The 24,658-nt window shown below is 72.6% G+C and carries 31 protein-coding genes; 6 read left to right on the top strand and 25 right to left on the bottom strand.

Annotated features, from left to right (window positions below; all coding sequences use genetic code 11):
- Positions 1-3 precede the first annotated feature (3 nt).
- The 11 genes from lgt to hisI form a co-directional block, all read right to left on the bottom strand.
- Entirely contained in the window at positions 4-981 is a 978-nt protein-coding gene (gene lgt / locus BIV25_RS29310; protein ID WP_071375460.1) for a prolipoprotein diacylglyceryl transferase, read from the bottom strand.
- Positions 982-1,068: 87 nt separating this feature from the next.
- A complete protein-coding gene (locus BIV25_RS29305; RefSeq protein ID WP_071375459.1) occupies positions 1,069-1,842 on the bottom strand; it encodes a thioredoxin domain-containing protein in 774 nt (257 codons plus the stop codon).
- A 107-nt stretch (positions 1,843-1,949) separates the two neighbouring features.
- A complete protein-coding gene (gene trpA, locus BIV25_RS29300; RefSeq protein WP_071375458.1) occupies positions 1,950-2,768 on the bottom strand; it encodes a tryptophan synthase subunit alpha in 819 nt (272 codons plus the stop codon).
- Positions 2,765-4,048: a tryptophan synthase subunit beta gene (trpB, locus tag BIV25_RS29295; protein WP_071375457.1), complete on the bottom strand. Its 1,284-nt coding sequence runs from the start codon at positions 4,046-4,048 to the stop codon at positions 2,765-2,767. The genes trpA and trpB overlap by 4 nt, the downstream gene beginning before the upstream one ends.
- Positions 4,049-4,165: 117 nt before the next feature.
- Positions 4,166-4,342 carry a tryptophan biosynthesis modulator TrpM gene (gene trpM, locus BIV25_RS54605; RefSeq protein WP_371273079.1) on the bottom strand — a complete coding sequence of 59 codons (177 nt, stop codon included), beginning with the start codon at positions 4,340-4,342 and terminating at the stop codon, positions 4,166-4,168.
- Between the two features lie 33 nt (positions 4,343-4,375).
- Entirely contained in the window at positions 4,376-5,185 is an 810-nt protein-coding gene (gene trpC, locus BIV25_RS29290; RefSeq protein ID WP_071375456.1) for an indole-3-glycerol phosphate synthase TrpC, read from the bottom strand.
- Positions 5,186-5,354: 169 nt separating this feature from the next.
- Positions 5,355-5,798, bottom strand: a complete 444-nt coding sequence (locus BIV25_RS29285) for a DUF2752 domain-containing protein (RefSeq protein ID WP_071375455.1) — start codon at positions 5,796-5,798, stop codon at positions 5,355-5,357.
- A 124-nt stretch (positions 5,799-5,922) separates the two neighbouring features.
- A complete protein-coding gene (locus BIV25_RS29280) occupies positions 5,923-6,183 on the bottom strand; it encodes an HGxxPAAW family protein (RefSeq protein ID WP_071375454.1) in 261 nt (86 codons plus the stop codon).
- 173 nt (positions 6,184-6,356) lie between these two features.
- Positions 6,357-6,995 (bottom strand): TIGR02234 family membrane protein, encoded by a 639-nt coding sequence (locus tag BIV25_RS29275; RefSeq protein ID WP_071375453.1) that lies wholly within the window; start codon positions 6,993-6,995, stop codon positions 6,357-6,359.
- Between the two features lie 70 nt (positions 6,996-7,065).
- A complete protein-coding gene (locus tag BIV25_RS29270) occupies positions 7,066-8,559 on the bottom strand; it encodes an anthranilate synthase component I (protein WP_071375452.1) in 1,494 nt (497 codons plus the stop codon).
- Positions 8,560-8,570: 11 nt separating this feature from the next.
- Positions 8,571-8,984 (bottom strand): phosphoribosyl-AMP cyclohydrolase, encoded by a 414-nt coding sequence (gene hisI, locus BIV25_RS29265; protein WP_071375451.1) that lies wholly within the window; start codon positions 8,982-8,984, stop codon positions 8,571-8,573.
- Positions 8,985-9,068: 84 nt separating this feature from the next.
- On the opposite strand from hisI, the gene BIV25_RS29260 reads away from it, so the two are divergent.
- A complete protein-coding gene (locus BIV25_RS29260) occupies positions 9,069-9,704 on the top strand; it encodes a TIGR03085 family metal-binding protein (RefSeq protein WP_071375450.1) in 636 nt (211 codons plus the stop codon).
- 5 nt (positions 9,705-9,709) lie between these two features.
- Positions 9,710-10,108, top strand: a complete 399-nt coding sequence (locus BIV25_RS29255; RefSeq protein ID WP_071375449.1) for a VOC family protein — start codon at positions 9,710-9,712, stop codon at positions 10,106-10,108.
- A 3-nt stretch (positions 10,109-10,111) separates the two neighbouring features.
- Here the strand turns inward: BIV25_RS29255 and BIV25_RS29250 are convergent, their stop codons facing one another.
- The 10 genes from BIV25_RS29250 to hisD all read right to left on the bottom strand — a co-directional run bounded on the left by BIV25_RS29250 (position 10,112) and on the right by hisD (position 17,764).
- The gene (locus BIV25_RS29250; protein WP_071375448.1) at positions 10,112-11,359 is read right to left on the bottom strand and encodes an MFS transporter; all 1,248 of its coding nucleotides are present in this window, start codon (positions 11,357-11,359) and stop codon (positions 10,112-10,114) included.
- Positions 11,360-11,372: 13 nt separating this feature from the next.
- Positions 11,373-11,960, bottom strand: coding sequence for a transcriptional regulator (locus BIV25_RS29245; RefSeq protein WP_071375447.1), 588 nt, complete (start codon positions 11,958-11,960; stop codon positions 11,373-11,375).
- 85 nt (positions 11,961-12,045) lie between these two features.
- On the bottom strand, positions 12,046-12,801 hold the full coding sequence (gene hisF, locus BIV25_RS29240) for an imidazole glycerol phosphate synthase subunit HisF (RefSeq protein WP_071375446.1): 756 nt from the start codon (positions 12,799-12,801) through the stop codon (positions 12,046-12,048).
- Positions 12,802-12,807: 6 nt separating this feature from the next.
- Entirely contained in the window at positions 12,808-13,203 is a 396-nt protein-coding gene (locus BIV25_RS29235) for a RidA family protein (RefSeq protein WP_071375445.1), read from the bottom strand.
- Complete coding sequence (gene priA / locus BIV25_RS29230; RefSeq protein WP_071375444.1) at positions 13,200-13,925, bottom strand: bifunctional 1-(5-phosphoribosyl)-5-((5-phosphoribosylamino)methylideneamino)imidazole-4-carboxamide isomerase/phosphoribosylanthranilate isomerase PriA; 726 nt, start codon at positions 13,923-13,925, stop codon at positions 13,200-13,202. The genes BIV25_RS29235 and priA overlap by 4 nt, the downstream gene beginning before the upstream one ends.
- Before the next feature lie 4 nt (positions 13,926-13,929).
- Entirely contained in the window at positions 13,930-14,571 is a 642-nt protein-coding gene (gene hisH, locus BIV25_RS29225) for an imidazole glycerol phosphate synthase subunit HisH (RefSeq protein ID WP_071375443.1), read from the bottom strand.
- Positions 14,568-14,732: a hypothetical protein gene (locus tag BIV25_RS51445; RefSeq protein ID WP_177235457.1), complete on the bottom strand. Its 165-nt coding sequence runs from the start codon at positions 14,730-14,732 to the stop codon at positions 14,568-14,570. The genes hisH and BIV25_RS51445 overlap by 4 nt, the downstream gene beginning before the upstream one ends.
- A 4-nt stretch (positions 14,733-14,736) precedes the next feature.
- Positions 14,737-15,339 carry an imidazoleglycerol-phosphate dehydratase HisB gene (gene hisB / locus BIV25_RS29220; RefSeq protein WP_071375442.1) on the bottom strand — a complete coding sequence of 201 codons (603 nt, stop codon included), beginning with the start codon at positions 15,337-15,339 and terminating at the stop codon, positions 14,737-14,739.
- Complete coding sequence (locus tag BIV25_RS29215; protein WP_071375441.1) at positions 15,336-16,442, bottom strand: histidinol-phosphate transaminase; 1,107 nt, start codon at positions 16,440-16,442, stop codon at positions 15,336-15,338. The genes hisB and BIV25_RS29215 overlap by 4 nt, the downstream gene beginning before the upstream one ends.
- On the bottom strand, positions 16,439-17,764 hold the full coding sequence (hisD, locus tag BIV25_RS29210) for a histidinol dehydrogenase (protein ID WP_071375440.1): 1,326 nt from the start codon (positions 17,762-17,764) through the stop codon (positions 16,439-16,441). The genes BIV25_RS29215 and hisD overlap by 4 nt, the downstream gene beginning before the upstream one ends.
- A gap of 184 nt (positions 17,765-17,948) precedes the next feature.
- On the opposite strand from hisD, the gene BIV25_RS29205 reads away from it, so the two are divergent.
- From BIV25_RS29205 to ybaK, 4 genes are all read left to right on the top strand, one after another.
- Positions 17,949-19,526 carry an oxidoreductase gene (locus BIV25_RS29205; protein ID WP_071375439.1) on the top strand — a complete coding sequence of 526 codons (1,578 nt, stop codon included), beginning with the start codon at positions 17,949-17,951 and terminating at the stop codon, positions 19,524-19,526.
- 133 nt (positions 19,527-19,659) lie between these two features.
- Positions 19,660-20,712 (top strand): hypothetical protein, encoded by a 1,053-nt coding sequence (locus BIV25_RS29200; protein ID WP_177235456.1) that lies wholly within the window; start codon positions 19,660-19,662, stop codon positions 20,710-20,712.
- An 11-nt stretch (positions 20,713-20,723) separates the two neighbouring features.
- Positions 20,724-21,464: an LON peptidase substrate-binding domain-containing protein gene (locus BIV25_RS29195; RefSeq protein WP_071375438.1), complete on the top strand. Its 741-nt coding sequence runs from the start codon at positions 20,724-20,726 to the stop codon at positions 21,462-21,464.
- A gap of 9 nt (positions 21,465-21,473) precedes the next feature.
- Positions 21,474-21,977, top strand: coding sequence for a Cys-tRNA(Pro) deacylase (gene ybaK / locus BIV25_RS29190; RefSeq protein ID WP_071375437.1), 504 nt, complete (start codon positions 21,474-21,476; stop codon positions 21,975-21,977).
- A gap of 14 nt (positions 21,978-21,991) precedes the next feature.
- On the opposite strand, the gene BIV25_RS29185 is transcribed toward ybaK, so the two are convergent.
- The 4 genes from BIV25_RS29185 to BIV25_RS29175 are packed head-to-tail and all read right to left on the bottom strand — an operon-like array spanning position 21,992 to position 24,654.
- The gene (locus BIV25_RS29185; protein ID WP_071375436.1) at positions 21,992-22,663 is read right to left on the bottom strand and encodes an AAA family ATPase; all 672 of its coding nucleotides are present in this window, start codon (positions 22,661-22,663) and stop codon (positions 21,992-21,994) included.
- A 34-nt stretch (positions 22,664-22,697) separates the two neighbouring features.
- Positions 22,698-23,519, bottom strand: coding sequence for an ABC transporter permease (locus BIV25_RS29180; protein WP_071375435.1), 822 nt, complete (start codon positions 23,517-23,519; stop codon positions 22,698-22,700).
- Positions 23,516-23,650: a hypothetical protein gene (locus tag BIV25_RS53310; RefSeq protein ID WP_256256175.1), complete on the bottom strand. Its 135-nt coding sequence runs from the start codon at positions 23,648-23,650 to the stop codon at positions 23,516-23,518. Before BIV25_RS53310 ends, BIV25_RS29180 begins: the two co-directional genes overlap by 4 nt.
- Positions 23,647-24,654, bottom strand: a complete 1,008-nt coding sequence (locus BIV25_RS29175) for an ABC transporter ATP-binding protein (protein ID WP_071375521.1) — start codon at positions 24,652-24,654, stop codon at positions 23,647-23,649. The genes BIV25_RS53310 and BIV25_RS29175 overlap by 4 nt, the downstream gene beginning before the upstream one ends.
- Between the last annotated feature and the right edge of the window lie 4 nt (positions 24,655-24,658).

Raw genomic sequence — 24,658 nt, 5'->3', positions numbered from 1 at the left:
CCGTCAGGTCGTCGACTTCGACGTCCCCGACTCGGCTCCGGCCTCGTCCTTCGCCTCTACGGCAGCCTCCTCGGCGGCATCGGGCTCGGCCTTCTCCGTGTCCGTGTCCTTGACCTCGGCATCGGTCTCGGCAGCCTCTTCCGTACTGTCGGCCACGGCGTCGGAGGCGCCCGGCTCCACCACGGCCTCCCGGCCGGGCCGCAGCTTCGAGGACACCACCATGTACGCCACCGCCAGCAGGAACACGATCATCGCGGTCCAGTCGTTGAGGCGGAGGCCCAGGATGTGGTGGGCGTCGTCCACGCGCATGTACTCGATCCAGCCGCGGCCCACGCAGTACGCGGCGACGTACAGGGCGAACGCCCGGCCGTGGCCCAGCTTGAAGCGGCGGTCGGCCCAGATCACCAGGAAGCCCACACCGATGCACCACAGGGACTCGTAGAGGAAGGTCGGGTGGTAGTAGCCCGGCACCCGGCCGCCCTCGGACGAGGTGATGTGCAGCGCCCAGGGAACATGCGTCTCACGGCCGTACAGTTCCTGGTTGAACCAGTTGCCCCAGCGGCCGATGGCCTGTGCGAAGGCGATGCCGGGCGCGACGGCGTCGGCGTACGCGGGCATCGGGATGCCCCGGCGCCGCGCGCCGATCCACGCGCCGAGCGCGCCGAGCGCGATCGCGCCCCAGATGCCCAGGCCGCCCTGCCACACCTTGAAGGCGTCCACCCAGTCACGGCCCGGGCTGAAGTACAGCTCGTAGTCCGTGATCACGTGGTACAGCCGTCCGCCGACCAGGCCGAACGGGACGGCCCAGACCGCGATGTCGGCGACCGTGCCGCTGCGCCCGCCGCGGGCGACCCAGCGTCTGTTGCCGAGCCAGACGGCGACGAAGACGCCGATGATGATGCAGAAGGCGTAGCCGCGCAGCGGGATGGGGCCGAGGTACAGCACCCCGCGCGACGGGCTGGGAATGTAGGCAAGTTCCATGGCAGGTCCGACGCTACCGTGCCGTGCCGTGGGGACGGCAAGCCGCCCGGCTACGGGTCCATAACGGGGGCGTCCGGAAAGCGCCTGTCAGCGGTTGGCCGCCTCGACCATCTGCTTCAGCTTGGCCGGGGTCATGCTCTGGTTCTCGTAGATGTTCTTCCCGCCGAGCAGGACCGTGGGCGTGCCGCTGAAGCCACTGGTCTGGAAGGCCTTCTGGGACTTGTCCACCCAGCTGTCGTGAGTGCCGTCGTTCACGCAGGTGCGGAAGGCCGGGGTGACGAGACCGTGGACCTTGCCGGCCAGCTCGATCAGCTTGTCGTTGCTGCTGAACGCGTCGTCCGTCTCCTTCGGCTGGTTCGTGTACAGCACGTCGTGGTAGTCGCGGAACTTTCCGGCGTCCTGGGCGCAGGCCACGGCGTTGGCGCCGCGCAGGGAGCCGGTGCCGCCGAGGTTGCCGTCGATCAGACGGACCAGGTGGTACTCGATTCTGAGCTTGCCGGAGTCGACCAGTTGGTGGAGCGTCGGGCGGTAGGCCGTCTCGAAGGCCTGGCAGGCGGGGCAGCGCACGTCCTCCCAGACGGTGAGCGTCGACTTGGCGCCGTCCTTGCCGACCGGGATCGCGAGGCTGTCCTTGCCCTGCGCGCCCGAGGGCGCCACGACCGGGCCCGCCTTCGCACTGCTCTTGCTCTTGCCCGCGTTCGCGGCGATCACGCCGATCACCGCCGCGAGGCCGAGGACGCAGACCACGCTCGCGCCCACGATCAGCGTGCGCCGCCGCCTGTCAGCGGACTTCTGCTTCTCGCGCTCGACCGCCAGCCGCTCCCGGGCGGTGCGCTTTCCGTCACGGTTCTTCTCGCTCACACCTCCAGAACGAACCGGGGAGGCGCAGCGCGCCTCCCCGGCCTCAGGTCCACCCGTTCGAGTGACCGAATGTTCCGTTGCAGGTGACTACGGATGATTGCTGACGGTTACGCCCGTCCGCGCACACCCTTCGCGAGCTCTCCGGCCAGCTCGCGGACCCCCTCGATGCCCGCCGCGTGGCCGGGGGCGTCGAGCATCCGCTTCACGAACGCCGAGCCCACGATGACGCCGTCGGCGAAGCCGGCGACCTCGGCGGCCTGGGCGCTGTTGGAGACGCCGAGTCCGACGCAGACGGGCAGGCCGGTGCCGGTGGCGCGGGTGCGCTCGACCAGGTTCTGGGCCTGCGCGCCGACCGACTCACGGGTGCCGGTGACGCCCATGAGCGAGGCGGCGTAGACGAAACCGCTGCCCGCGCCGGTGATCTGCGCGAGCCGCTCGTCCTTGCTGCTGGGGGCGACGACGAACACGGTGGCGAGGCCGTGCTTGTCGGCGTGCTCGCGCCACAGCGCCGACTCCTGGACGGGCAGGTCGGGCAGGATGCAGCCCGCGCCGCCCGCCTCGGCCAGCTCGGCGGTGAAGCGCTCGACGCCGTAGCGGTCGATGGGGTTCCAGTACGTCATGACGAGGACGGGCTTGCCGGTGGCCGCGTGGGCCTCCTTCACCGTCCGCATGACGTCCGCGATCTTGACGCCGCCGCGCAGGGCGATGTCGTCGGCGGTCTGGATGACGGGGCCGTCGAGGACGGGGTCACTGTGCGGCAGGCCGACCTCCACGACGTCCGCCCCGCCGTCGAAGACGGCCTTGATCGCCTCGATGCCGCCGTCCACGGTCGGGAACCCGGCCGGGAGGTAGGCGATGAGTGCGGAGCGGCCCTCGGCCTTGGCGCCGGCCAGGGTGTCGGACAGCAGCTGAATGTTCCCGCTCACTTGGCGTCCCCCTCGATCTCGGCGGTGTCGGTCGCGTCGGCGGCGACCGCGGCGTCGGCGTCGTACAGGCCGAAGTAGCGCGCGGCGGTGTCCATGTCCTTGTCGCCGCGGCCGGAGAGGTTGACGACGATCAGGCCGTCCTTGCCCAGTTCCCTGCCGACCTCCAGGGCGCCGGCGAGGGCGTGCGCGCTCTCGATGGCCGGGATGATGCCCTCGGTGCGCGACAGCAGGCGCAGGGCCTGCATGGCCGCGTCGTCGGTGACCGCGCGGTACTCGCCGCGGCCGGAGTCCTTCAGGTAGGAGTGCTCGGGGCCGATGCCCGGGTAGTCCAGACCGGCCGAGATCGAGTACGGCTCGGTGATCTGGCCCTCCTCGTCCTGGAGCACGTAGGACCGGGAGCCGTGCAGGATGCCGGGCTCGCCGGCGGTGAGGGTGGCCGCGTGCTCGCCGGTCTCGATGCCGTGCCCCGCCGGCTCGCAGCCGATGAGGCGGACGCCCGTGTCGGGGATGAAGGCGTGGAAGAGGCCGATGGCGTTGGAGCCGCCGCCGACGCAGGCGATCGCCGCGTCCGGCAGGCGGCCGGCGCGCTCCAGGATCTGGCGGCGGGCCTCGACGCCGATGACCCGGTGGAAGTCGCGGACCATGGCCGGGAAGGGGTGCGGGCCGGCGACGGTGCCGAAGAGGTAGTGGGTGCGGTCGACGTTGGCGACCCAGTCGCGGAACGCCTCGTTGATGGCGTCCTTCAGGGTGCGGCTGCCGGACTTCACCGAGACGACCTCGGCGCCGAGCATGCGCATGCGGGCCACGTTCAGGGCCTGGCGCTGGGTGTCGATCTCGCCCATGTAGATGGTGCAGTCGAGGCCGAACAGGGCGCAGGCGGTGGCGGTCGCGACGCCGTGCTGTCCGGCGCCGGTCTCGGCGATGACCCGGGTCTTGCCCATGCGCTTGGTGAGCAGGGCCTGGCCGAGGACGTTGTTGATCTTGTGCGAGCCGGTGTGGTTGAGGTCCTCGCGCTTGAGGAACACCCGGGCGCCGCCGGCGTGTTCGGCGAACCTCGGCACCTCGGTCAGGGAGCTGGGGCGGCCGGTGTAGTTGACCATCAGGTCGTCGAGCTCGCGGGCGAACTCGGGGTCGTGCTTGGCCTTGTCGTACTCGACGGCGACCTCGTCGACGGCGGCGACGAGGGCCTCCGGGATGAACTTGCCGCCGAACACGCCGAAGTAGCCTTCGGCGGTGGGGACTTGGCCCTGTGGGTCAGGGAAGAAGAAACTGCTGGGCATGCCAGAACCTCACGGTGAGTGTGCGTGAAAAGACACTGTTCGCCGTGGGGCGTCGGGGTTGTCAGTTGACTGCGGGACCGTTGTGGCCGGTCGCGCCCACGCGACGGAGTCGCATATTCAACACAGCCCTGCGCCCCTGGCGGGGCGCTGCTGCCATCGCATGCCGTTCACTTGCCCGGGTTCGTCACCGATGACGTACCGCACGCGACGGCCGTGGACCCGCCTCGCCGGGGCTCGGCAGCCCCGGGGGCGGCAGCCGCGCGCGAGGCGGGCGTACCGGTCCACGGTCGTCATGGTGGGAGTCATCGGTGTCAGCCTAGCGGGTGATCAGCTCCGGCCGTGCCGCAGCGCGGGGTGCTCGCCCGCGGCGACCAGGTCGGCGACGGCGGTCTTCGGGTCGCGGCCGGTGACGAGGGACTCGCCGACCAGGACCGCGTCGGCGCCGGCGTTGGCGTAGGCGATCAGGTCGTGCGGACCGCGGACACCGGACTCGGCGACCTTGACGAGGTGGTTCGGGATCTCCGGGGCGACCCGCTCGAACGTGCCGCGGTCGACCTCCAGCGTCTTCAGGTTGCGCGCGTTGACGCCGATCACCTTGGCGCCCGCGTCCACCGCGCGCTCGACCTCGTCCTCGTCGTGCACCTCGACGAGCGGGGTCAGGCCGATGGAGACCGCGCGCTCGATCAGGGACTCCAGGGCGGGCTGCTCCAGCGCGGCCACGATCAGCAGCGCGAGGTCGGCGCCGTAGGCCCGGGCCTCCCACAGCTGGTACGAGGTGACGATGAAGTCCTTGCGCAGGACCGGGATGTCCACGCGCGCGCGGACGGCCTCCAGGTCGGCGAGCGAGCCGCCGAAGCGGCGCTGTTCGGTGAGGACGGAGATGACGGCCGCACCGCCCGCCTCGTAGTCCGCGGCCAGCCCGGCCGGGTCGGCGATCGCGGCCAGCGCGCCCTTGGAGGGGCTGGAGCGCTTGACCTCGCAGATCACCTTGACGCCGTCGCCCTTGAGCGCGGCCACCCCGTCCTTGGCGGCGGGTGCCTTGGCCGCGCGCTCCTTGAGCTCGTCGAGGCTGACGCGCGCCTGCCGCTCCGCGAGGTCGGCACGGACTCCGTCGATGATCTCGTCGAGCACACTCACGCGAGCGGCCCCCTTCCAGACGGTGGTTCCTTCAGGTTCTTCAGGTCCCCGGTTCTTCGCGTTCTTCAAGGCTCTGAAAAACCGTGGTCAATGCGATGGTATCCGCAGCGGGCCGGTGCCTTCGCATCCAGTGGACGCCGGTCCCACTACCTGGACCTTCCCCTGGTGATCAAGGATGCAACCAGTCGCCCGACGGCAGGTTCCGGACAGCCGTGAACACCAGCAGCAACGCGCCGACGCCCCACAGGTGGACCCGGCCGAGGTCCGGCCGCAGCGGCCGGCCGCGCGCCGTACGGACCGTCCAGACGGTCCACAGCACCGCGAAGCCCAGGTAGCCGGCCACGCCCAGCGCGTTGTCGCGCAGTGCGGTGAGCAGGTCGCCGTGGACGAAGGCGTGTGCGCTGCGCAGTCCGCCGCAGCCGGGGCAGTACAGACCGGTGAGCCGGTACAGCGGGCAGACCGGGTAGTGGCCGGGCTCGTTCGGGTCGACGGCGCCGACGTACGCGAAGGCCGCGGCGGCGACCGCGAACAGCGCGCCCGGGACGGCGAGCCGCCGCCCGAGCGGTGCGGTCGCGGCTGTCGCGGGCGGGGCCACGCAGCTGTCGGCGTTCACGTTCGCATTGTGCCGCGGCCCGGTGCCGCCCGCGCGTCGTGGCGGGCGTACGGGGGAAGCCGCGAGGGGCGGTCCCGCACCTCTCCGGTGCCGGACCGCCCCTCGACGTCAGGAGCGGGAGGGCTCAGCTCTCCACGGCCACCGGCTCGGGCGTCGCGAGGGGGCCGCCGACCATCTTCAGGGGCTTCGGGTCGGAGCCGAGGCCCATGGTGCGCATGATGCCGCCGACCACCGCACCGCCGAGGATGAGCACCATGCCGGCCCAGAAGCCGACGGTGTTGCCCATCACCATGAAGGCGCCGGCGACCATGAAGCCGACGAAGGAAATGATGACGCCGGTCCAGGCGGCCGGGGTGTGACCGTGGCCGTGGCTGCTGCCCGCCATGTCTGTGCTCCTCGTTGCTGTGTACGTGTCCGGGAGAGCGGCGTACGTGTCGTACGGCTCCGAGCCCGCCCGTCAGTGTCCGAGCCGGACGCTCTCCCCTCATTGTCCCGTACGGGTGCGCGTCGCGGACGCGGGGGTGGCGTCTGGTTCGCCACACCCGGAGCGACCGTGGCTCAGGCCCCGGTCGGGTCCTCGCCGCGGTCCAGGGCCTTCCACATCTCCTCGGGCCGCTCGGGGTCGACCGGGCGGGCCTTGCGGCGCGGGCGGTCGGTGCCGCGCTCGTAGCGGCCGGACATGGCGGGCCACAGGCTGCCGTAGCGCAGCGCGAGCAGGCCGGCCAGCAGGATCAGCGCCCCGCCGACGGCCGCGACGTAGGGCCACCCGGTGTGGCTGAGCGCCGCGACCGTGGCGGAGGTGTCACCGCTGGCCTGGGCGGCCTTGTCGTCCAGCGCGGAGTCGTCGGAGGCGGACACGAGGGCGGCGGCCGCGATACCGGCGCCGGAGAGCGCGAGCAGCCCGGCGACGACGAGGCGGCCGGCCCGGCGGACGGCGAAGACGGCGACGAGCGCGGCGAGGCCCACTATGGCGAGGGCCGCCGGGACGCCGGTGACGTCGCTGCCCTTCGCGGTGAGCGGGAACGCTCCGCCGGCCACCGTCGCGGTGCCCTGCGCCCAGCGCTGCCGGGTCGCGAGCAGCGCCACGGCCGCGCCGAGCGCACCGCACAGGAGGGCCAGGGCGAGGCTCCGGCGGCCGGACCGGACGGGCTCGGCGGCTTCGGAACGGGGGTGAGGAAGGGCAGTCACGTACTCCACTATCGCCTGAACCCCGGGCGAACCGTCACCCGGGGGTTCGGATGAGACGTGCCTTACGGGCGAACGGCGCCTATGCGCCCAGCCGGTTGGCGGTGTGGACAGCGCGCAGGACCGCCGCCGCCTTGTTGCGGCACTCCTGGTCCTCCGCCACCGGGTCGGAGTCGGCGACGATGCCGGCGCCGGCCTGGACGTAGGCCGTGCCGTCGCGCAGCAGGGCCGTGCGGATGGCGATGGCGGTGTCGGAGTCGCCCGCGAAGTCGAGGTAGCCCACGCAGCCGCCGTACAGGCCGCGGCGGGACGGTTCCAGTTCGTCGATGATCTGCATCGCGCGGGGCTTGGGGGCGCCGGAGAGGGTGCCCGCGGGGAAGCAGGCGGTGAGCACGTCGAAGGCCGTGCGGCCCGCGGAGACCCGGCCGGTGACGGTCGAGACGATGTGCATCACGTGGGAGTACCGCTCGACGGACATGAAGTCGACCACCTCGACCGAGCCGGGCTCGCAGACCCGGCCGAGGTCGTTGCGCCCGAGGTCGACCAGCATCAGGTGCTCGGCGCGCTCCTTGGGGTCGGCCATCAGCTCCTCGGCGAGGGCCTGGTCCTCCTGCGGGGTGGCCCCGCGCGGGCGGGTGCCGGCGATGGGGTGGACCATGGCCCGCCCGTCCTCGACCTTCACCAGGGCCTCGGGGGACGAGCCGACGACGTCGAACGCCCCTCCTTCCCCGTGGGGGAATCGGAAGAGGTACATGTACGGCGAGGGGTTGGTGGTCCGCAGCACCCGGTAGACGTCCAGGGCGCTCGCCGTGCACGGGGTCTCGAAGCGCTGGGAGGGCACGACCTGGAAGGCCTCGCCCGCGCGGATGCGCTCCTTGACGTCCTCGACGGCGGCCTGGAAGTCGGGGCCTCCCCACAGCGCGGTGTACTCGGGCAGCTCCGAGGGCGGCAGGACGGCCGGGGGCTGGGCCACCGCGCGCGTGAGGTCGGCCTCCATCGCGTCGAGGCGGGCCACGGCGTCGGCGTAGGCCTCGTCCACGCCGGTGGCGAGGTCGTTGTGGTTGATCGCGTTGGCGATCAGCAGGACCGAGCCCTCCCAGTGGTCCATCACGGCGAGGTCGCTGGTCAGGAGCATGGTCAGCTCGGGCAGCCGGAGGTCGTCGCGCTCGCCGGGGCCGATCTTCTCCAGGCGGCGGACGATGTCGTAGCCGAGGTAGCCGACCATGCCGCCGGTGAAGGGCGGCAGGCCCTCCTGGTTCGGGGTGTGCAGGGTCTGGAGCGTGGCGCGCAGCACCTGGAGGGGGTCGCCGTCGACGGGCACGCCGACGGGCGGGGTGCCCAGCCAGTGGGCCTCGCCGTCGCGCGTGGTGAGCGTGGCGTCGCTGCGGACGCCCACGAAGGAGTACCGGGACCAGGAGCGGCCGTTCTCCGCGGACTCCAGGAGGAAGGTGCCGGGGCGCTCGGCGGCGAGCTTGCGGTAGAGCGCGACCGGGGTGTCGCCGTCGGCGAGGAGCTTGCGCGTGACCGGGATGACGCGCCGGTCGGCGGCGAGCTTGCGGAAGGTCTCGAGGTCCATGGCCGCTGACCTTACTGATCGGAGCCGGTCGGGCCGGAATCGGTGCCGCTGCCGCCGTCCTTGATCAGCACGTCCTCGTCGAAGCAGGTCCGCGCGCCGGTGTGGCAGGCGGCGCCGACCTGGTCGACCCTGACGAGCACGGTGTCGGCGTCGCAGTCGAGCGCGACCGATTTCACCCACTGGAAGTGACCCGAGGTGTCGCCCTTGACCCAGTACTCCTGGCGGCTGCGGGACCAGTAGGTGCAGCGGCCGGTGGTCAGCGTGCGATGCAGCGCCTCGTCGTCCATCCAGCCGAGCATGAGCACCTCACCGGTGTCGTACTGCTGGGCGATGGCGGGGACGAGTCCGTCGGGGCTGCGCTTGAGGCGCGCGGCGATCTCCGGGTCGAGGCTGCTGGGCCGGGGCGTTCCGGTCGTGCTGGTCATGGGTGCCATTGTGCCGCGCGGCACCGACAACGCGGGGAGTACGTCCGCTGGGCGGACTTTCTGACTGGTCGTAGGCTGAATCCCATGTCGACCTTCGCCAAGCGTGAACGGCTGTTGCTCGCGGACCTGCTGGAGACCGTCGGACCGGACGCCGAGACCCTCTGCGAGGGCTGGCGGACCCGGGACCTGGCCGCGCACGTGGTCGTGCGCGAGCGCCGCCCGGACGCGGCCGGGGGCACGCTGATCAAGCAGCTCCAGCCGCGTCTGGAGAAGGTGATGGCCGAGTACACGGCGAAGCCGTACGACGAGCTGATCCAGCTGATCCGCACGGGCCCGCCGCGCTTCTCGCCGTTCCAGCTCAAGCAGGTGGACGAGGCGGCCAACATCGTCGAGTTCTACGTCCACACCGAGGACGTGCGCCGGGCGCAGCCGGACTGGAGCGCGCGCGAGCTGGACCCGGTCTTCCAGGACACCCTCTGGTCCCGGCTGGAGCGCGCCGCGCGGCTGACGGGCCGGGGCGCGCCGACGGGGCTGGTGCTGCGCCGCCCGGACGGGCAGACGGCGGTGGCGCACCGGGGCACGCCGGTGGTGACGGTGACCGGTGAGCCGTCGGAGCTGCTGATGTTCGCCTTCGGCCGGCAGAGCGCGGCCCGGGTGGACCTGGAGGGCGACGCGGACGCCGTCGAGAAGGTGCAGGGCACCAAGCAGCTCGGGTTCTGATCCCCGTGATCAAGGTCGCGATGACGGGTGTGTACGTGGACGACGTCGCGGCGGCCCACGCCTTCTACACGGACGTGCTGGGCTTCGAGACGCGGCTGCACACGGACCTGGGCGACGGCACCCTGTTCGTCGCGGTCGGCGCGCCCGGCGGGGCCCAGCCGGATCTCCAGTTGCTGCTGGAGCCCGGACAGGGCCCGATCGCGCAGTCGTACCGCGGTGCCCTGTACGACGCGGGCATCCCGTGCATCGTCTTCTCCGTGGACGACCTTCGGGCGGAGTACGTGCGGCTGCGCGCCCTGGGCGTCCGGTTCACGCACCCGCCGCAGCGGCAGGGGCCGGTCCTCGCGGCGGTGTTCGACGACACGTGCGGCAACCTGGTGCAGCTGATTCAGTCCCGGGAGTGATGTTCAGCGGGGCAGCTCGGCGGTGCGCAGGACCCGTACGGCGAGGGCGACGACCCCGCCGAGGCCGCAGACGGCGGCGCTGACGACGTAGACCGGGCGCAGCCCCCAGGCCCCGATCGCGGCGGCGGCGAACGGCATGCTGAGCGGGGTGAGGCCGAGGCTGACCAGGCTGGATACGGCGGTGACGCGGCCCAGGAAGGCGGGGTCGGACCGGGTCTGGATCAGCGCGCCGCACATCACCCCGCTCAGCCCGGTGAGCAGGCCGACGAGCACGGCCGTGCCGACGGCGGCCGGCAGGGTGGGGGCGTAGGCGAGGGCGCCGACGGCGACCGAGCCCGCGATGATCGTGCACCCGGCGACGAGTCCGGCGCGGGGCAGCCGGCCCCGGACGGCCAGCAGCAGCGAGGCGGCTGCCGCGCCCGTGCCGAACCCGGCGAGTATCCAGCCCATGCCGGTGGCGCCCCAGCCGCGCCGGTCGGCGAGCAGGGTGAGTCCGACGTTCAGGGGGCCGACGAACCCCAGGTCGCCGAGGGCGATGGCGAGCATCAGCGGGGCGAGGACGCGGTGACCGCGGATGTGGCGCAGCCCGGCCTTGAGGTCCGCCCAGGCCGTGTCCTTCGGCGCGTCCGCCGGGTCCGCCGGAAGGTCCCGCACCCGTACGGAGACCAGCAGCGGCACGGACACGGCGATGAGCAGCCCGGCGAGGGCGAACGCGGCCGGGGCGCCGCCGGTGGCCACCCCGAGCCCGCCGAGCGGGGCGCCCACGACGGCCGCGAACCGGATGGCGAGGCTGCGCAGGCCCTGGACCCGGCCGAGCTGGTCCTGTGCGGTGAGCCGGGCCGGCAGGGCGCCCACGGCGGGCACGAAGACGGCGTCGACGGCGCCGAAGACCAGTGCCAGCAGGGCGAGCGGCCACAGTCCGGGGCGGGTGAGGAAGAGCAGGGCGGCCACGGCGAGGACGGCTGCGCAGCGGACGGCGTCGCTGCCGATGACGACCCGGCGCGGCCCGAACCGGTCGGCGATCACTCCCCCGCCCAACATCAGTACGGCCCGGGGCAGCGCGCCGACCGCCATCACGAGCCCGGCCTGCGCCGGGGTCCCGATCCGGACGGCGGCCCAGGACAGGGCGATGTAGTAGACGGTGTCGCCGAGCATCGAGGAGGTGTAGGCGGCGAGCCAGCGCCGGACGTTGCCGTCGCGGTGGGCGGGCGTGGCGGTCGAGGCCGGCGGGGCGGCGAGCGTGGCGGTCACGGGAGGGGTCCTCTCAGACGCGGAACGGGAAGCCGTACACGTGCAGCGCGACGTGCTCGCGCCCTTCGGTGTCGCCGGCGGCCTCGTGGGCGCGCCCCTGCTCGTCGTAGCGCTTGAGCAGGTCGTGCAGGTCCTTCTTCAGCTGCGCCAGTTCCGCGGCGGTCAGCCTGAGCAGCAACTCGGAGTCATGGGCGGCCTCGCTCCACTCCGGGCCCCAGTGGGCGCGCTCGTCCAGGTACCTCCGGTACATCTCGGCGCGCTGCTCCAGGAACATCCGGGAGGCCGCGAGGTGCGCCGCCACCTTCTCGGGGGCGTCCTGGAAGTCCTCGTCGCGGATGGAGACACCGTCGGAGGACGGCTGCCACCAGCGCTCGCGGCCGTCCGCACTGCGCGGCTCGGCCTCCTCGACCAGGCCGTGCTCGGCGAGCTTGCGCAGGTGGTAACTGACCAGCGAGACGGCCTCGTCGACCTGTTCGGCGAGGTGCGAGGCGGTGGCCGCCTCGGCGACGAACAGCAGTCTGTAGAGCTTCATGCGCAGCGGATGCGCGAGCGCCTTGAGCGTGCCGACGTCGGTGATCCGCCGGTTCTCCTTGCTTGCCATGGGCACGACCGTAGATGCGAAAGAGAAGTTGCACAACAGATTTTGCGCAACTTCTCTTTCGCATCCACCGAAGCCCGGCGCAGCGTCAGCGCACGGGGTGGCCCGCCTCCCGCAGGGTCTGCTTCACCTGGCCGATCCGCAGGTCGCCGAAGTGGAAGACGGAGGCCGCGAGCACCGCGTCGGCGCCCGCCGCGACCGCCGGCGGGAAGTCGGCCAGCTTGCCGGCGCCGCCCGAGGCGATGACCGGGACCGTGACGTGCCGCCGGACGGCCGCGATCATCTCCAGGTCGTAGCCGTCCTTGGTGCCGTCGGCGTCCATGGAGTTGAGCAGGATCTCGCCGGCGCCCAGCTCGGCGGCCCGGTGCGCCCACTCGACGGCGTCGATGCCGGTGCCCTTGCGGCCGCCGTGGGTGGTGACCTCGAAGGAACCCGCCCCGGTGCGTCGGGCGTCCACCGACAGGACCAGCACCTGGCGGCCGAAGCGCTCGGCGATCTCGCGGATCAGGTCGGGCCGGGCGATCGCGGCGGTGTTCACGCCCACCTTGTCGGCGCCCGCCCGCAGCAGCTTGTCCACGTCCTCGGCCGTACGGACGCCGCCGCCGACCGTCAGCGGGATGAAGACCTGCTCGGCGGTGCGGCGCACCACGTCGTACGTCGTCTCCCGGTTGCCCGAGGACGCGGTGATGTCCAGGAACGTCAGCTCGTCGGCGCCCTCGGCGTCGTACACCTTCGCCATCTCGACGGGGTCGCCCGCGTCGCGCAGGTTCTGGAAGTTGACGCCCTTGACGACCCGGCCGTTGTCCACGTCCAGGCAGGGGATGACTCGGACCGCCAGGGTCATGACTGCTCAGGCTCCTCTGAATGCTTCGAGTTCTACTTCGACCAGGATGCGCGGGTCGACGAAGCCCTCGACCACGAGAAGGGTCGTCGCCGGGCGCACGGAGTCGAACAGCTCCTTGTGGGCCCGGCCCGCCTCGTCGACGTCGCGCACATGGCTCAGGTACATGCGGGTACGGATCACGGACTCGATGCCGAGCCCGAACTCCTTCAGCGCTTCGAGGGCGTTGCCGAAGGCGACCTTGGTCTGCTCGTACGGGTCGCCCTCGCCGTACAGCACCGTGCCCTTGAAGGACGTGGTGCCGCCCACCGACACCCGGTCCCCCGCCGCGACGGCGCGTGCGAAGCCGAAACTCTCTTCCCAGGGACTTCCGCTCTGCACCCGCCGCACGGCATCGGACGTCATGACGACACAGCCTCCAAGGCCTCTTCCAGGGTGAACGCCTTCGCGTACAGGGCCTTCCCGACGATGGAGCCCTCGACACCGAGGGGTACCAGCTCGGCGACGGCCCGGAGGTCGTCCAGCGACGACACGCCGCCGGAGGCCACGACCGGCCGGTCCGTCGCCGCGCACACGTTCTTCAGCAGCTCCAGGTTCGGGCCCTGGAGGGTGCCGTCCTTCGCGATGTCGGTGACGACGTAGCGGGCGCAGCCCTCCTTGTTCAGGCGGTCCAGCGTCTCGTAGAGGTCGCCGCCGTCTCGGGTCCAGCCGCGGCCGCGCAGGGTGGTGCCGCGCACGTCCAGGCCGACCGCGATCTTGTCGCCGTGCTCGGCGATGACCTTGGCGACCCACTCGGGGGTCTCCAGGGCGGCCGTGCCGAGGTTCACCCGGGTGCAGCCGGTGGCCAGGGCGGCGGCCAGCGAGGCGTCGTCGCGGATGCCGCCGGACAGCTCCACCTTGATGTCCATCGCCCGCGCGACCTCGGCGATCAGCTCACGGTTGTCGCCCGTGCCGAACGCGGCGTCCAGGTCGACCAGGTGCAGCCACTCGGCGCCGGAGCGCTGCCAGGCGAGGGCGGCCTGAAGCGGCGAGCCGTACGAGGTCTCCGTGCCGGACTCGCCGTGCACGAGGCGGACGGCCTGGCCGTCACGGACGTCGACGGCGGGGAGGAGTTCGAGCTTGGCCATGTCTCTACAGGGTTCCGATCCAGTTGGTGAGGAGCTGGGCGCCGGCGTCGCCGGACTTCTCGGGGTGGAACTGGGTGGCCCACAGGGCGCCGTTCTCCACCGCGGCCACGAACGGCCTGCCGTGCGTCGACCAGGTGACCTGGGGGGCGGCGATCAGCGGGTTGTGCGACTCCAGCTGCCAGTCGTGGACGGCGTAGGAGTGCACGAAGTAGTAGCGGGCGTCGGCGTCGAGGCCCGCGAACAGCCGGGAGCCGGCCGGGGCGTCAACGGTGTTCCAGCCCATGTGGGGCACGACCTCGGCCTCCAGCGGCGCGACCGTGCCGGGCCACTCGTCCAGGCCCTCGGCCTCCACGCCGTGCTCGATGCCGCGCGCGAAGAGGATCTGCATGCCGACGCAGATGCCCATCACCGGGCGCCCGCCGGACAGCCGGCGGTCGACCACCCAGTCGCCGCGCGCGGCGCGCAGGCCCTGCATGCAGGCGGCGAACGCGCCGACGCCCGGCACCAGCAGGCCGTCGGCGTTCATCGCCTTGTCGAAGTCACGCGCGATCTCGACGTCGGCGCCCACGCGCGCGAGGGCACGCTCGGCGGACCGGACGTTGCCGAAGCCGTAGTCGAAGACGACAACCCTCTTCGGGGCGGTCAATTCCACACCCCCAGCCGCATGACGCCGGCGACGAGGCACATGCCCGCGCCGATGGAGAGCAGCACGATCAGGCTCGTGGGCATCTTCTGCTTGACGAAGGAGATGATGCCGCCGACCAGGAAGAGACCGACGACGATCAGGATGGTGGAGAGGCTGGTCATGGGTTTACAGCGCGCCCTTCGTGGAGGGGAGGATGCCGGCCGCGCGCGGGTCGCGTTCGGAGGCATAGCGCAGCGCCCGGGCGAGGGCCTTGAACTGGCACTCCACGATGTGGTGCGCGTTGCGCCCGTACGGCACGTGCACGTGCAGCGCGATCTGCGCCTGGGCGACGAAGGACTCCAGGATGTGCCGGGTCATCGTCGTGTCGTACTCGCCGATCATCGGCGCCATGTTCTCGGGCTCGGTGTGCACGAGGTACGGGCGGCCCGACAGGTCGACGGTCACCTGGGCGAGGGACTCGTCCAGCGGGACCGTGCAGTTGCCGAACCGATAGATCCCCACCTTGTCGCCGAGCGCCTGCTTGAAGGCGGCGCCCAGCGCGAGGGCGGTGTCCTCGATGGTGTGGTGGGAGTCGATGTGCAGGTCGCCGTCGGTCTTCACGGTCAGGTCGAACAGACCGTGCCGGCCGAGCTGGTCGAGCATGTGGTCGTAGAAGCCGACGCCGGTGGCGATGTCGGTCCGGCCGGTGCCGTCGAGGTCGATCTCGACCAGGACGGACGTCTCCTTCGTCGTACGTTCCGTTCTTCCCACGCGACCTTCGCGAGTCATGCCTCAAGCTCCTTCTTGACTTCACGGACCGCGTCGAGGAACGCGTCGTTCTCCTCCGGGGTGCCGGCGGAGACCCGCAGCCACCCCGGTACGCCGTTGTCCCGGACCAGGACGCCTCGGTCGAGGATCTTCTGCCAGGCCTCGTGGGAGTCCGTGAACCGGCCGAACTGCACGAAGTTGGCGTCGGACTCGATGACGTCGTAGCCGGTGGCGCGCAGCTCGGCGACCAGCCGGTCGCGCTCCGCCTTCAGCTGCTCGACGTACTTCAGCAGGGTGTCGGTGTGCTCCAGGGCGGCCAGGGCGGTCGCCTGGGTGACGGCCGACAGGTGGTACGGCAGCCGGACCAGCTGCACGGCGTCCACGACCGCCGGGTCGGCGGCGAGGTAGCCGAGGCGCAGACCCGCGGCGCCGAACGCCTTGGACATCGTGCGGGAGACGACGAGGTGCGGGCGGCCTTCGAGGAGGGGCAGCAGCGAGTCGCCGTGGCTGAACTCGATGTACGCCTCGTCCACGACCACCATCGACGGCTTGGCCGCCTGGGCCGCCTCGTACAGCGCGAGGACGGTCTCGGGCGCGACCGCGTTGCCCGTGGGGTTGTTGGGGGTGGTGATGAAGACGACGTCGGGCTTGTGCTCGGCGATCGCCCGCTCGGCGGCGGCGAGGTCGATCGTGAAGTCCTCGGTGCGGGGACCCGAGATCCAGCCGGTGCCGGTGCCGCGCGCGATGAGCGCGTGCATCGAGTACGACGGCTCGAAGCCGATCGCCGTACGGCCCGGTCCGCCGAAGGTCTGCAGCAGCTGCTGGATGACCTCGTTGGAGCCGTTGGCCGCCCAGACGTTCTCGACGCCCAGGGGGTACTTGCCCGTGTTCGTCAGGTATTTGGCCAGCTCGCTGCGCAGCTCGACCGCGTCCCGGTCGGGGTAGCGGTTCAGGTCGCGGGCGGCCTCGCGCACCCGTTCCGCGATCCGCTCGACCAGCGGCTCGGGCAGCGGGTAGGGGTTCTCGTTGGTGTTCAGCCGTACCGGGACGTCCAACTGGGGCGCGCCGTAAGGGGACTTGCCGCGCAGTTCGTCCCGTACGGGGAGATCGTCGATGCCGGTCACTTGCTCGTCGGAACCTTCCACCCGAACCGGGCCTTGATCGCCGCGCCGTGCGCCGGCAGGTCCTCCGCCTCCGCCAGCGTCACCACGTGAGCGGCGACCTCGGCGAGCGCGTCCTTCGTGTAGTCCACGATGTGGATGCCGCGCAGGAAGGACTGGACGGACAGGCCCGAGGAGTGGCAGGCGCAGCCACCGGTGGGCAGGACGTGGTTGGAGCCGGCCGCGTAGTCGCCGAGGGAGACGGGGGCCCAGGGGCCGATGAAGATCGCGCCCGCGTTCTTCACGCGGTCGGCCACCGCGGCGGCGTCGGCGGTCTGGATCTCCAGGTGCTCGGCGCCGTACGCGTCGACCACGCGCAGGCCCTCGTCCAGGCCGTCCACGAGGACGATCGCGGACTGCCGGCCCTTGAGGGCGGGCACGATCCGGTCCTCGACGTGCCTGGTGGCCTCGACCTGCGGCCGCAGCTCCTTCTCCACCGCGTCCGCCAGCTCGACGGAGTCGGTGACGAGGACCGCGGCGGCCAGCGGGTCGTGCTCGGCCTGGCTGATCAGGTCCGCGGCGACGTGCACCGGGTCGGCGGTGTCGTCGGCGAGGACCGCGATCTCGGTCGGGCCGGCCTCGGCGTCGATACCGATCCTGCCGGTGAAGAAGCGCTTGGCGGCGGCGACCCAGATGTTGCCGGGGCCGGTGACCATGTTGGCGGCGGCGCAGGACTCGGTGCCGTACGCGAACATCGCGACGGCGGTGGCGCCGCCCGCGGCGTAGACCTCGTCCACGCCGAGCAGGGCGCACGCCGCGAGGATCGTCGGGTGCGGCAGGCCCCCGAACTCGGCCTGCGGCGGCGAGGCGAGCGCGATGGAGCCGACGCCGGCCTCCTGGGCCGGTACGGCGTTCATGATCACGGAGGAGGGGTAGACGGACCGGCCGCCCGGCGCGTACAGCCCGACGCGCTCGACCGGCACCCACTTCTCGGTCACCGAGCCGCCCGGCACCACCTGGGTGGTGTGCGTGCTGCGGCGCTGCGCGCGGTGGACCAGGCGGGCGCGGCGGATGGACTCCTCCAGCGCGGCGCGCACGGCCGGGTCGAGGGTCTTGAGGGCATCGGTGAGGGCCTCGGCCGGCACCCGCACGGATTCCAGCCGTACCCCGTCGAACTTCTCGGCGAAGTCGATCAGCGCCGCGTCGCCACGATGATGCACGGCCTCGCAGATCGGACGCACCTTCTCCAGGGCGGCCGAAACGTCGAAGTCGGCTCGGGGCAGCAGGTCGCGCAGGGCGGGGCCCTCGGGAAGGGCGTCGCCGCGCAGATCGATTCGGGAGATCACGGACTCAATTCTCTCAGACCGGGGCCGAGCGCCGTGCGCGCGTATCAATGGCTGATACAGAACGTGGCCTGATTCGGAAGATCCCCTTCACCTCTAGTGTTCCAGCAGTCACTCAGCGGGCATGAACGGCTGTACGAAATGCCATGCGCGAGAGTCGTGCGCGAGGAAGAGAGAAGGAACGGCGGTGACCGAGGGGGCCGGCTTCGTCGCCGGGGACGTGCCGGACGAGCTGACGGCGGCCGAGGCGGGCATGTGGCAGGCCTTCCGCAACGGCAGCGTGTACGACCTGAACAGCGGCGACGCCGTCGTGGACGATCCGCACGGCGGGCATCCCTGGGGCCCCGAGCGGACCGTGCGCGCCCGGATCGTGTGCTGGCTGCTGCTGGACGGTCCGCCGGCGCTCGCGGGCCGGGTGTCCGCGCTGAAGCTCGCCGGCGTACGGATCACCGGCACGATGGAGCTGGCGGGCGGCCAGGTCACCCCGTACGTCGAGCTGCGCGGCTGCCGCTTCGACGACGAGGTTCGGCTGCCGGAGGCCCGGTTCACGACCCTGCGCCTGGTCGACTGCGCGGTGCCGCGCCTGGAGGCGGCCCGGGTGCACACCGAGGGCGATCTGCATCTGCCGCGCTGCCGCTTCCAGAACGGGATCCGGCTGACCGACGCGCACATCGGCACCGATCTGCTGCTCAACGAGGCGATCGTGTACCGCGACCGCAGCGGCCGGTCGATCGCGGCGGACGGCATGACCGTGGGCCAGGACCTCCAGGCGGAGCTGCTGGAGTCGCACGGCGAGCTGAGCCTGCGCAGCGCCAAGGTCGGCGTGTCGCTCAGCCTGCGGGGCGCGAAACTCGCCAATCCCTACGCCCGGCTCGCCCTGAACGCACCGCAGCTGACCGTCGAGCGCACCCTGTACCTGACTCCGGCCGGCGTCGGCGGCACACAGCTGAGCGGTACGACTCCCGCGCGCGGGACGCGGATCCAGCGCTTCGAGTGCCGGGGCGGGCTGCGGCTGGACGACGGGCGGTTCGGGGACGCCGTCGACCTGGAGCGGGCCCGGTTCGCCCTCACCGACGACCAGGAGCTGTCCCTGCGCCGGGTGCACACGCCCGAGCTGCGCTTCCTCGGCGACCGGCCGCAGCGCGGCAAGGTCGTGCTGTCCGGGGCGCGGATCGTCAACCTGGTGGACCGCGCGGGCGCCTGGCCTGAGGCCGGGAACCTGCACATGGGCGGCTTCGCGTACGAGAACCTCGTGCCGCAGGGCCCCTTCCCGCTGACCCGGCGCCTGGACTGGATAGCGGCGGCCACGGCGGAGTACGCCCCGGAGCCGTACGAGCGGCTGGCGGCGGTACTGCGCGCGGCAGGCGAGGACGAGGACGCGCGCGAGGTGCTGCTCGCCAAGCAGCGCCGGCGCCGCGAGACGCTGCCGCTGGCCGCGAAGTTCCTGGGGTACGTGCAGGACTGGACGGTCGCCTACGGCTACCGGCCGGGCCGGGCCGCGGTGTGGATGGCGGTGCTGTGGGCGGCGGGGACGCTGGCCTTCGCCCACGCGGGCCATCTCCCGGCCAACCACGACGAGCACCCCTACTGGAGCCCGGCCCTGTTCACGCTGGACCTGCTGCTGCCGGTGATCGACCTGGGCCAGGTCGGCGAGTGGCAGCTGCACGGCGTCTGGGAGTGGCTGGAGTCCGCGATGATCCTGCTCGGCTGGATACTCGCGACGACCGTGGCGGCGGGGGCGACGCGGCTGCTGCGGCGAGGCTGAGGGGGCCCAGGAGGGCCCGGGGCACAGCAGATACCCAGACGAACCCGCACCTTTACCGCTCTTTGACCTCGCGCCGTACAACTTTCCTGGACTTGCCGAACTCTCTGGCGCGCCCCCGACCTGCGGACTTTCAATGGTCGACACCATGGCTCCGCTGCCCTCGTTCATCCGCTGCGCCCTGATGAACAGACGCTCCGCGCGCCCGGCCGACCGGCCCGAGACCGGGGACGAGGCCGTACTCGACGCGCCCGACGACCGGCTCTCCCCGGCGCTGGTCGCGGCCGGCCGGGGCGAGTACGCCGCGGCGGCCACCCTGCTGACCGCCACCCGGGCCGCGGCCGCCTGGGAGAACCACGACCGGTACGTCCGGCACCTGGCCGCCTTCGCCCGCTCGCGCCCCGAGTGGTTCGACGCCTGGCACACGGCCGTCCCGCAGGACCCCGGCGTGCTGCTGGTCGGGACGCAGCTCGCGGTGGACCGGGTCTGGTCCTCCCCGGCCCGCGCCGAGCTGCTGCGCGAGGTGAGCCCGCTGATCACCGCCGCCGCCCGGGCCGACGACCGCGATCCGGTGCCCTGGCGGATCGCGCTGGACCACGCGCGCGGCTCCGGGGCCGGGCACCGCTATGTCGAGGAGCTGTGGGAGGCGGCCGTACGGCGGGCCCCGCACCACCACGGCTGCCATGTGGCCGCCCTGCGCTATCTGGGCACGTCCTGGCACGGCGCGCATCGTGAGTGCCTCGACTTCGCCGACCGGGCCGCACAGGACGCGCCCGCCGACTCGCTGGTCCAGGCGCTGCCGGCCCGCGCGGCCCTCGGCTATCTGTCCGACGGCTGCGGCCCCGAGGTGCCGCGCGCCCGGCTGGACGCGGCGGCCGACCGGGCCCTCGCCCTGTCGGAGCGCCTTCCCGCGGCCGACCCCTGGCCGGCCGGGATCCGCAACGAGCTCCTGTACGTCCTGCTGCGCCTGGAGCGCTGGGAGGACGCCCGCGCCCAGCTGGCCCTCGTCGGCCCGTACGCCACGTCGTTCCCCTGGGACCGGTTCTCCGACGACCCGCTGGGCCACTTCCTGCGGCTGCGCGAGCACCTGCTGACACCGGGTCCGCGCCCCCTGCCCGCGGGGCCGGCGCCCTGGTCCCCGGTCCCAGTCGGCGGGCACAGCGGACACGTTCACGCCGGTGACCACTAGGCTGGGGCGCCGTGACCACCGTCCGTCTCCCGCTCTTCCCGCTGAACACCGTGCTGTTCCCGGGACTCGTACTGCCGCTCAACGTCTTCGAGGAGCGCTATCGCGCCATGATGCGCGAGTTGCTCAAGACGCCCGAGGACGAGCCGCGCCGGTTCGCCGTCGTGGCGATCCGCGACGGCTCCGAGGTGGCGCCGAGCGCCCCCGGCATGCCGGACCCCACCGCACAGCCGGAGCGCGGGCCGGCCGCGGGCTTCGGCGCGGACCCGCTCAAGGCCCTCCACACGATGGCCTGTGTGGCGGACGCGGCGACGATCCGGGAGCGGGCCGACGGCACGTTCGAGGTCCTCGCGACGGGTACGACACGTGTGCGTCTGCTCTCGATCGACGCGTCGGGCCCGTTCCTGACGGCGGAGTGCGAGGAGCTGCCGGAGGAGCCGGGCGACGAGGCCGGCGCGCTGGCCGAGGGCGTCCTGCGCTCCTTCCGCCAGTACCAGAAGCGGCTGGCCGGTGCCCGTGAGCGCTCCCTGTCCTCGGGCACGGAGCTGCCGGACGACCCGGGCGTGGTGTCGTACCTGGTGGCGGCGGCGATGGTGCATGACACCCCGACGAAGCAACGGCTGCTGCAGGCCCCGGACACCGCCTCGCGCCTGCGCGACGAGCTGAAACTGCTGCGCGCCGAGACGGCCATCATCCGTAACCTGCCCTCGCTGCCCGCGTTCGAGCTGACCCGGGCGCCGACGAGCCTGAACTGAGGAAGCCGGATGGCGAAGAAGCAGAAGAAGCAGCAGCAGTCCGGGGGAACGCCCGCGACGGTCGCCCTGACATCGGCCGGCGTGGACTTCACGGTCCACGCCTACGACCACGACCCCGCCCACCCGTCCTACGGCGAGGAGGCGGCCGAAGCGATGGGCGTCTCCCCCGACCGCGTCTTCAAGACCCTGGTCGCGGACGTCGACGGCGCCCTGACGGTGGCCGTCGTCCCCGTCTCCGGCTCCCTGGACCTCAAGGCCCTGGCGGCTGCGGTCGGCGGCAAACGTGCGGCCATGGCCGACCCGGCCCTGGCGGAACGCACGACGGGCTACGTCCGCGGCGGCATCTCCCCGCTGGGCCAGCGCAAACGGCTCAGGACGGTCCTGGACGACTCGGCCGAGGCGCACCCCACCATCTGCGTCTCGGCGGGCCGCAGGGGCCTGGAGGTGGAGCTGGCACCGGGCGATCTGGCAAAGCTGACGGACGCGGTCCTGGCACCGGTCGGACGGGGCTGACAGGCGGACGGCGACTACGCCGGCGGCGCCCCGTACGCGTCCTCGGTCATCGGTCCCTGCGGGTACGGAGGCTCGGGGTCCCGGGGGCCGAAGGCCGCCGTCAGGGCGAGGTGGACGACCAGTGCGGCCAGCGGCCAGGCCAGCAGCGCACCCTTCGCGCCCAGCTTCAGCGGCGCCGGGAAGGTGACTCCCTTCCCCACCTGCTGCGCGTGCGCGATCACATCGGACGTGGGCCCGAGCCACACCCCGAGCCGCCACGCCAGCAGTGACGCGAGCAGCGCGCCGGCACCCAGGCCCACCACGGCCGGTACGCCCCCGCGCCGCCGCCACAGGAACGCGGCGAGGCCGCTGACCAGCCCGAAGCCCAGCGCCAGCAGCGTGAACGTGCCGTCCACCCCGATCGCCTGCTCACCCTCGCTGTCCTTGAGGTAGACCACCCAGCTCTTGTCCACCTCGTCGCCGACCAGCGGCACGTGCGGCGCCAGCCACCACCACAGCAGCCCCAGCAGCACCCCGCCCAGCGCCACGGCCACCGTGATGACGGCGGCCTCCCGCAACTCGGTCTTCATTCCGGGCCCGTCCTCTTCGTACCTGCCCGCACCCGGCGCCCCGGCAGGCGGAACCTGCCAGGCAGGGTGCGCGGAGTCGTCGTGCGGCGGCGGTGGCGGAGTCAGCGGTGCGGTCACCCTGACATCGTGCCAGGTCGCGCTGTGCGCCGCGTCACCGGACGGCGGCCCGGCGGTACGCCCAGGTCGCGACGGCCAGCGAGACCACCCCGACCCCGGCGCACACCCCCAGGTCGGCGAGGACGACGGCCCAGTCGGGACGCTCGGCGAACGTGCGGGCGTACGCCTCGACGCCGTACGTCGACGGCAGCAGATCGCGTGCCAGCCGGATGATCTCCGGCATCCGGTCGGCCGGCAGCACGCCGAGCAGCAGCGCCGCGGACATGCCCAGCTGACCGAGGAGCGTGGCCAGTTCGGGCCGCGGCGCGAGCAGCCCGCAGGCGGCGCCGAGCCCGGACAGCGCGGCCCCGGCGAGCGGGATCACGAGCAGCAGGATCCACAGGTTGGACAGCGGCAGCCCGAACAGCGCGCACCCGAAGACGGCGGTCACCAGGGTCCCCGGCACCGTGAAGGAGGCGTAGGCGGCGGCCGCACCGAGCACCACCGCGGCCGGCGGCACCGGCAGCGTGGCGTAGTGGTCGAGTCCGCCGCTGGCCCGCAACTGCCCGAAGTACTGGGAGAGCAGGTTCAGCGCGACGTACGCGACGACCAGCACCGCCGACCCGGCCACCACGGACCGGGCCTCGGTCCCGCTGTCGACGACACCGCGCATCATCACCGCGATGCCGACGGACTGGAAGGTCGCCACGAACAGCAGCGGGATCCGCGCCACCCGGGCCCGGGACAGCTGCGCCCGGTAGACGGCCGCCAGCGACGGCCACAGCCGCGCGGGCGGGCCGAGTCCGTCCGTGTCCCGTGCCGTCTCGGGCACGGCCGGGACACCGCCCGGCAGAACCTGGGCGGGTACGACACTCACGTCGAGCTGCTCCTCTTCCCTGCGGCCGTCGCGTACACCCCGTACGACTCGTCCCCCTCGTACGACTCGTCCCCCACGTACGACTCGTACGCCCCTACGACCGATACGCAGTCCGCGGCCCGTGCGCTCATGTCTTCACCAGCCCCTGCCGGGCCGCACCGCCGAGCGCCAGGTAGACGTCCTCCAGGCTGGGCGTGGCGAGGGTGAAGTCGTCCAGCGCGGCGAAGGCGGCCCCGCCGGTCACGGTGGCGACGGCGGCCCGGGCCTCCTCGGGCGCGAGCCGCAGCGTCCAGCGCCGGCCGGACTCGGCCGCACGCTCGCGCAGCGCGGCGACCTCGGGCACCTCCAGCGGCGCCCGTTCCCGCCACACCAGCTCGACCCGCACCTCGCCGGAGACCTGTTCCTTCAGCCCGGCCGGACTGTCGCAGGCGATGACCCGGCCCCGGTCGATGACGGCGACCCGGTCCAGGACGGTCTCGGCCTCGATGACGTTGTGGGTGACGAGCAGCACGGTCGTGCCGCGCTCGGCACGCCGCCGGTCCACGGCCGCCCACACCGCGCGCCGGGCCACCGGGTCCATGCCGGTGGTCGGCTCGTCCAGCACGAGCAGCGGGCGCTCGCCGACGAGGGCGGCGGCGAAGCAGGCGAGCCGGCGCTGCCCGCCGGACAGCTTCTTCAGCGCCCGCCCGGCGATCGGCGCGAGCCCCAGCTCCTCCAGTACGGCGTCCCGCTCGGCCCGCGCCCGCCGTGCGTCGAGGCCGCGCAGGATTCCGGTGGTCTCGGCGGCGAGGGAGACGGTCAGCTCGTCCAGCGCGGAGGACTCCTGGCCGAGGTAGGCGAGCAGGCGCGCGGCGCGCTCGGGGTGTCTCACGATGTCGTGGCCGAGGATCTCGACGCTGCCGGCGTCCGGCCGCATGAGTCCGGTGAGCTGCCGTACGAGGGTGGACTTGCCGGCGCCGTTCGGCCCGAGCAGCCCGAAGACCTCGCCGCGCCGGACGCCCAGCCCGACCCCGTCGGTGGCCCGCACCTCGGGGGTGCCGGGGGCGCCGCGCCGCGCCTTGACGGCCGGGTAGGTCTTGGTGAGCCCGCGCACGCGTACGACCTCGTCCTCCCGAGGGGCCTGTACCGCGCGCATGTTC

The organism is Streptomyces sp. MUSC 14, from assembly GCF_001866675.1.
In the GTDB taxonomy this organism is placed as follows: domain Bacteria; phylum Actinomycetota; class Actinomycetes; order Streptomycetales; family Streptomycetaceae; genus Streptomyces.
Note: the sequence above shows the minus strand (reverse complement) of the source record. Positions and strands in the feature narration are given on the sequence as shown.

Coding starts and splice junctions, on each gene's coding strand:
- BIV25_RS29200 (WP_177235456.1), top strand. CDS start 19,660: ATGGTCGACACCATGGCTCCGCTGCCCTCGTTCATCCGCTGCGCCCTG.
- hisB (WP_071375442.1), bottom strand. CDS start 15,339: ATGACTCGCGAAGGTCGCGTGGGAAGAACGGAACGTACGACGAAGGAG.
- lgt (WP_071375460.1), bottom strand. CDS start 981: ATGGAACTTGCCTACATTCCCAGCCCGTCGCGCGGGGTGCTGTACCTC.
- hisF (WP_071375446.1), bottom strand. CDS start 12,801: ATGACCCTGGCGGTCCGAGTCATCCCCTGCCTGGACGTGGACAACGGC.
- priA (WP_071375444.1), bottom strand. CDS start 13,925: ATGGCCAAGCTCGAACTCCTCCCCGCCGTCGACGTCCGTGACGGCCAG.
- BIV25_RS29175 (WP_071375521.1), bottom strand. CDS start 24,654: ATGCGCGCGGTACAGGCCCCTCGGGAGGACGAGGTCGTACGCGTGCGC.
- ybaK (WP_071375437.1), top strand. CDS start 21,474: ATGGCGAAGAAGCAGAAGAAGCAGCAGCAGTCCGGGGGAACGCCCGCG.
- BIV25_RS29235 (WP_071375445.1), bottom strand. CDS start 13,203: ATGACGTCCGATGCCGTGCGGCGGGTGCAGAGCGGAAGTCCCTGGGAA.
- BIV25_RS51445 (WP_177235457.1), bottom strand. CDS start 14,732: ATGACCAGCCTCTCCACCATCCTGATCGTCGTCGGTCTCTTCCTGGTC.
- BIV25_RS29260 (WP_071375450.1), top strand. CDS start 9,069: ATGTCGACCTTCGCCAAGCGTGAACGGCTGTTGCTCGCGGACCTGCTG.
- BIV25_RS53310 (WP_256256175.1), bottom strand. CDS start 23,650: ATGAGCGCACGGGCCGCGGACTGCGTATCGGTCGTAGGGGCGTACGAG.
- trpM (WP_371273079.1), bottom strand. CDS start 4,342: ATGACGACCGTGGACCGGTACGCCCGCCTCGCGCGCGGCTGCCGCCCC.
- BIV25_RS29245 (WP_071375447.1), bottom strand. CDS start 11,960: ATGGCAAGCAAGGAGAACCGGCGGATCACCGACGTCGGCACGCTCAAG.
- hisI (WP_071375451.1), bottom strand. CDS start 8,984: ATGACCAGCACGACCGGAACGCCCCGGCCCAGCAGCCTCGACCCGGAG.
- BIV25_RS29280 (WP_071375454.1), bottom strand. CDS start 6,183: ATGGCGGGCAGCAGCCACGGCCACGGTCACACCCCGGCCGCCTGGACC.
- trpB (WP_071375457.1), bottom strand. CDS start 4,048: ATGCCCAGCAGTTTCTTCTTCCCTGACCCACAGGGCCAAGTCCCCACC.
- BIV25_RS29270 (WP_071375452.1), bottom strand. CDS start 8,559: ATGGACCTCGAGACCTTCCGCAAGCTCGCCGCCGACCGGCGCGTCATC.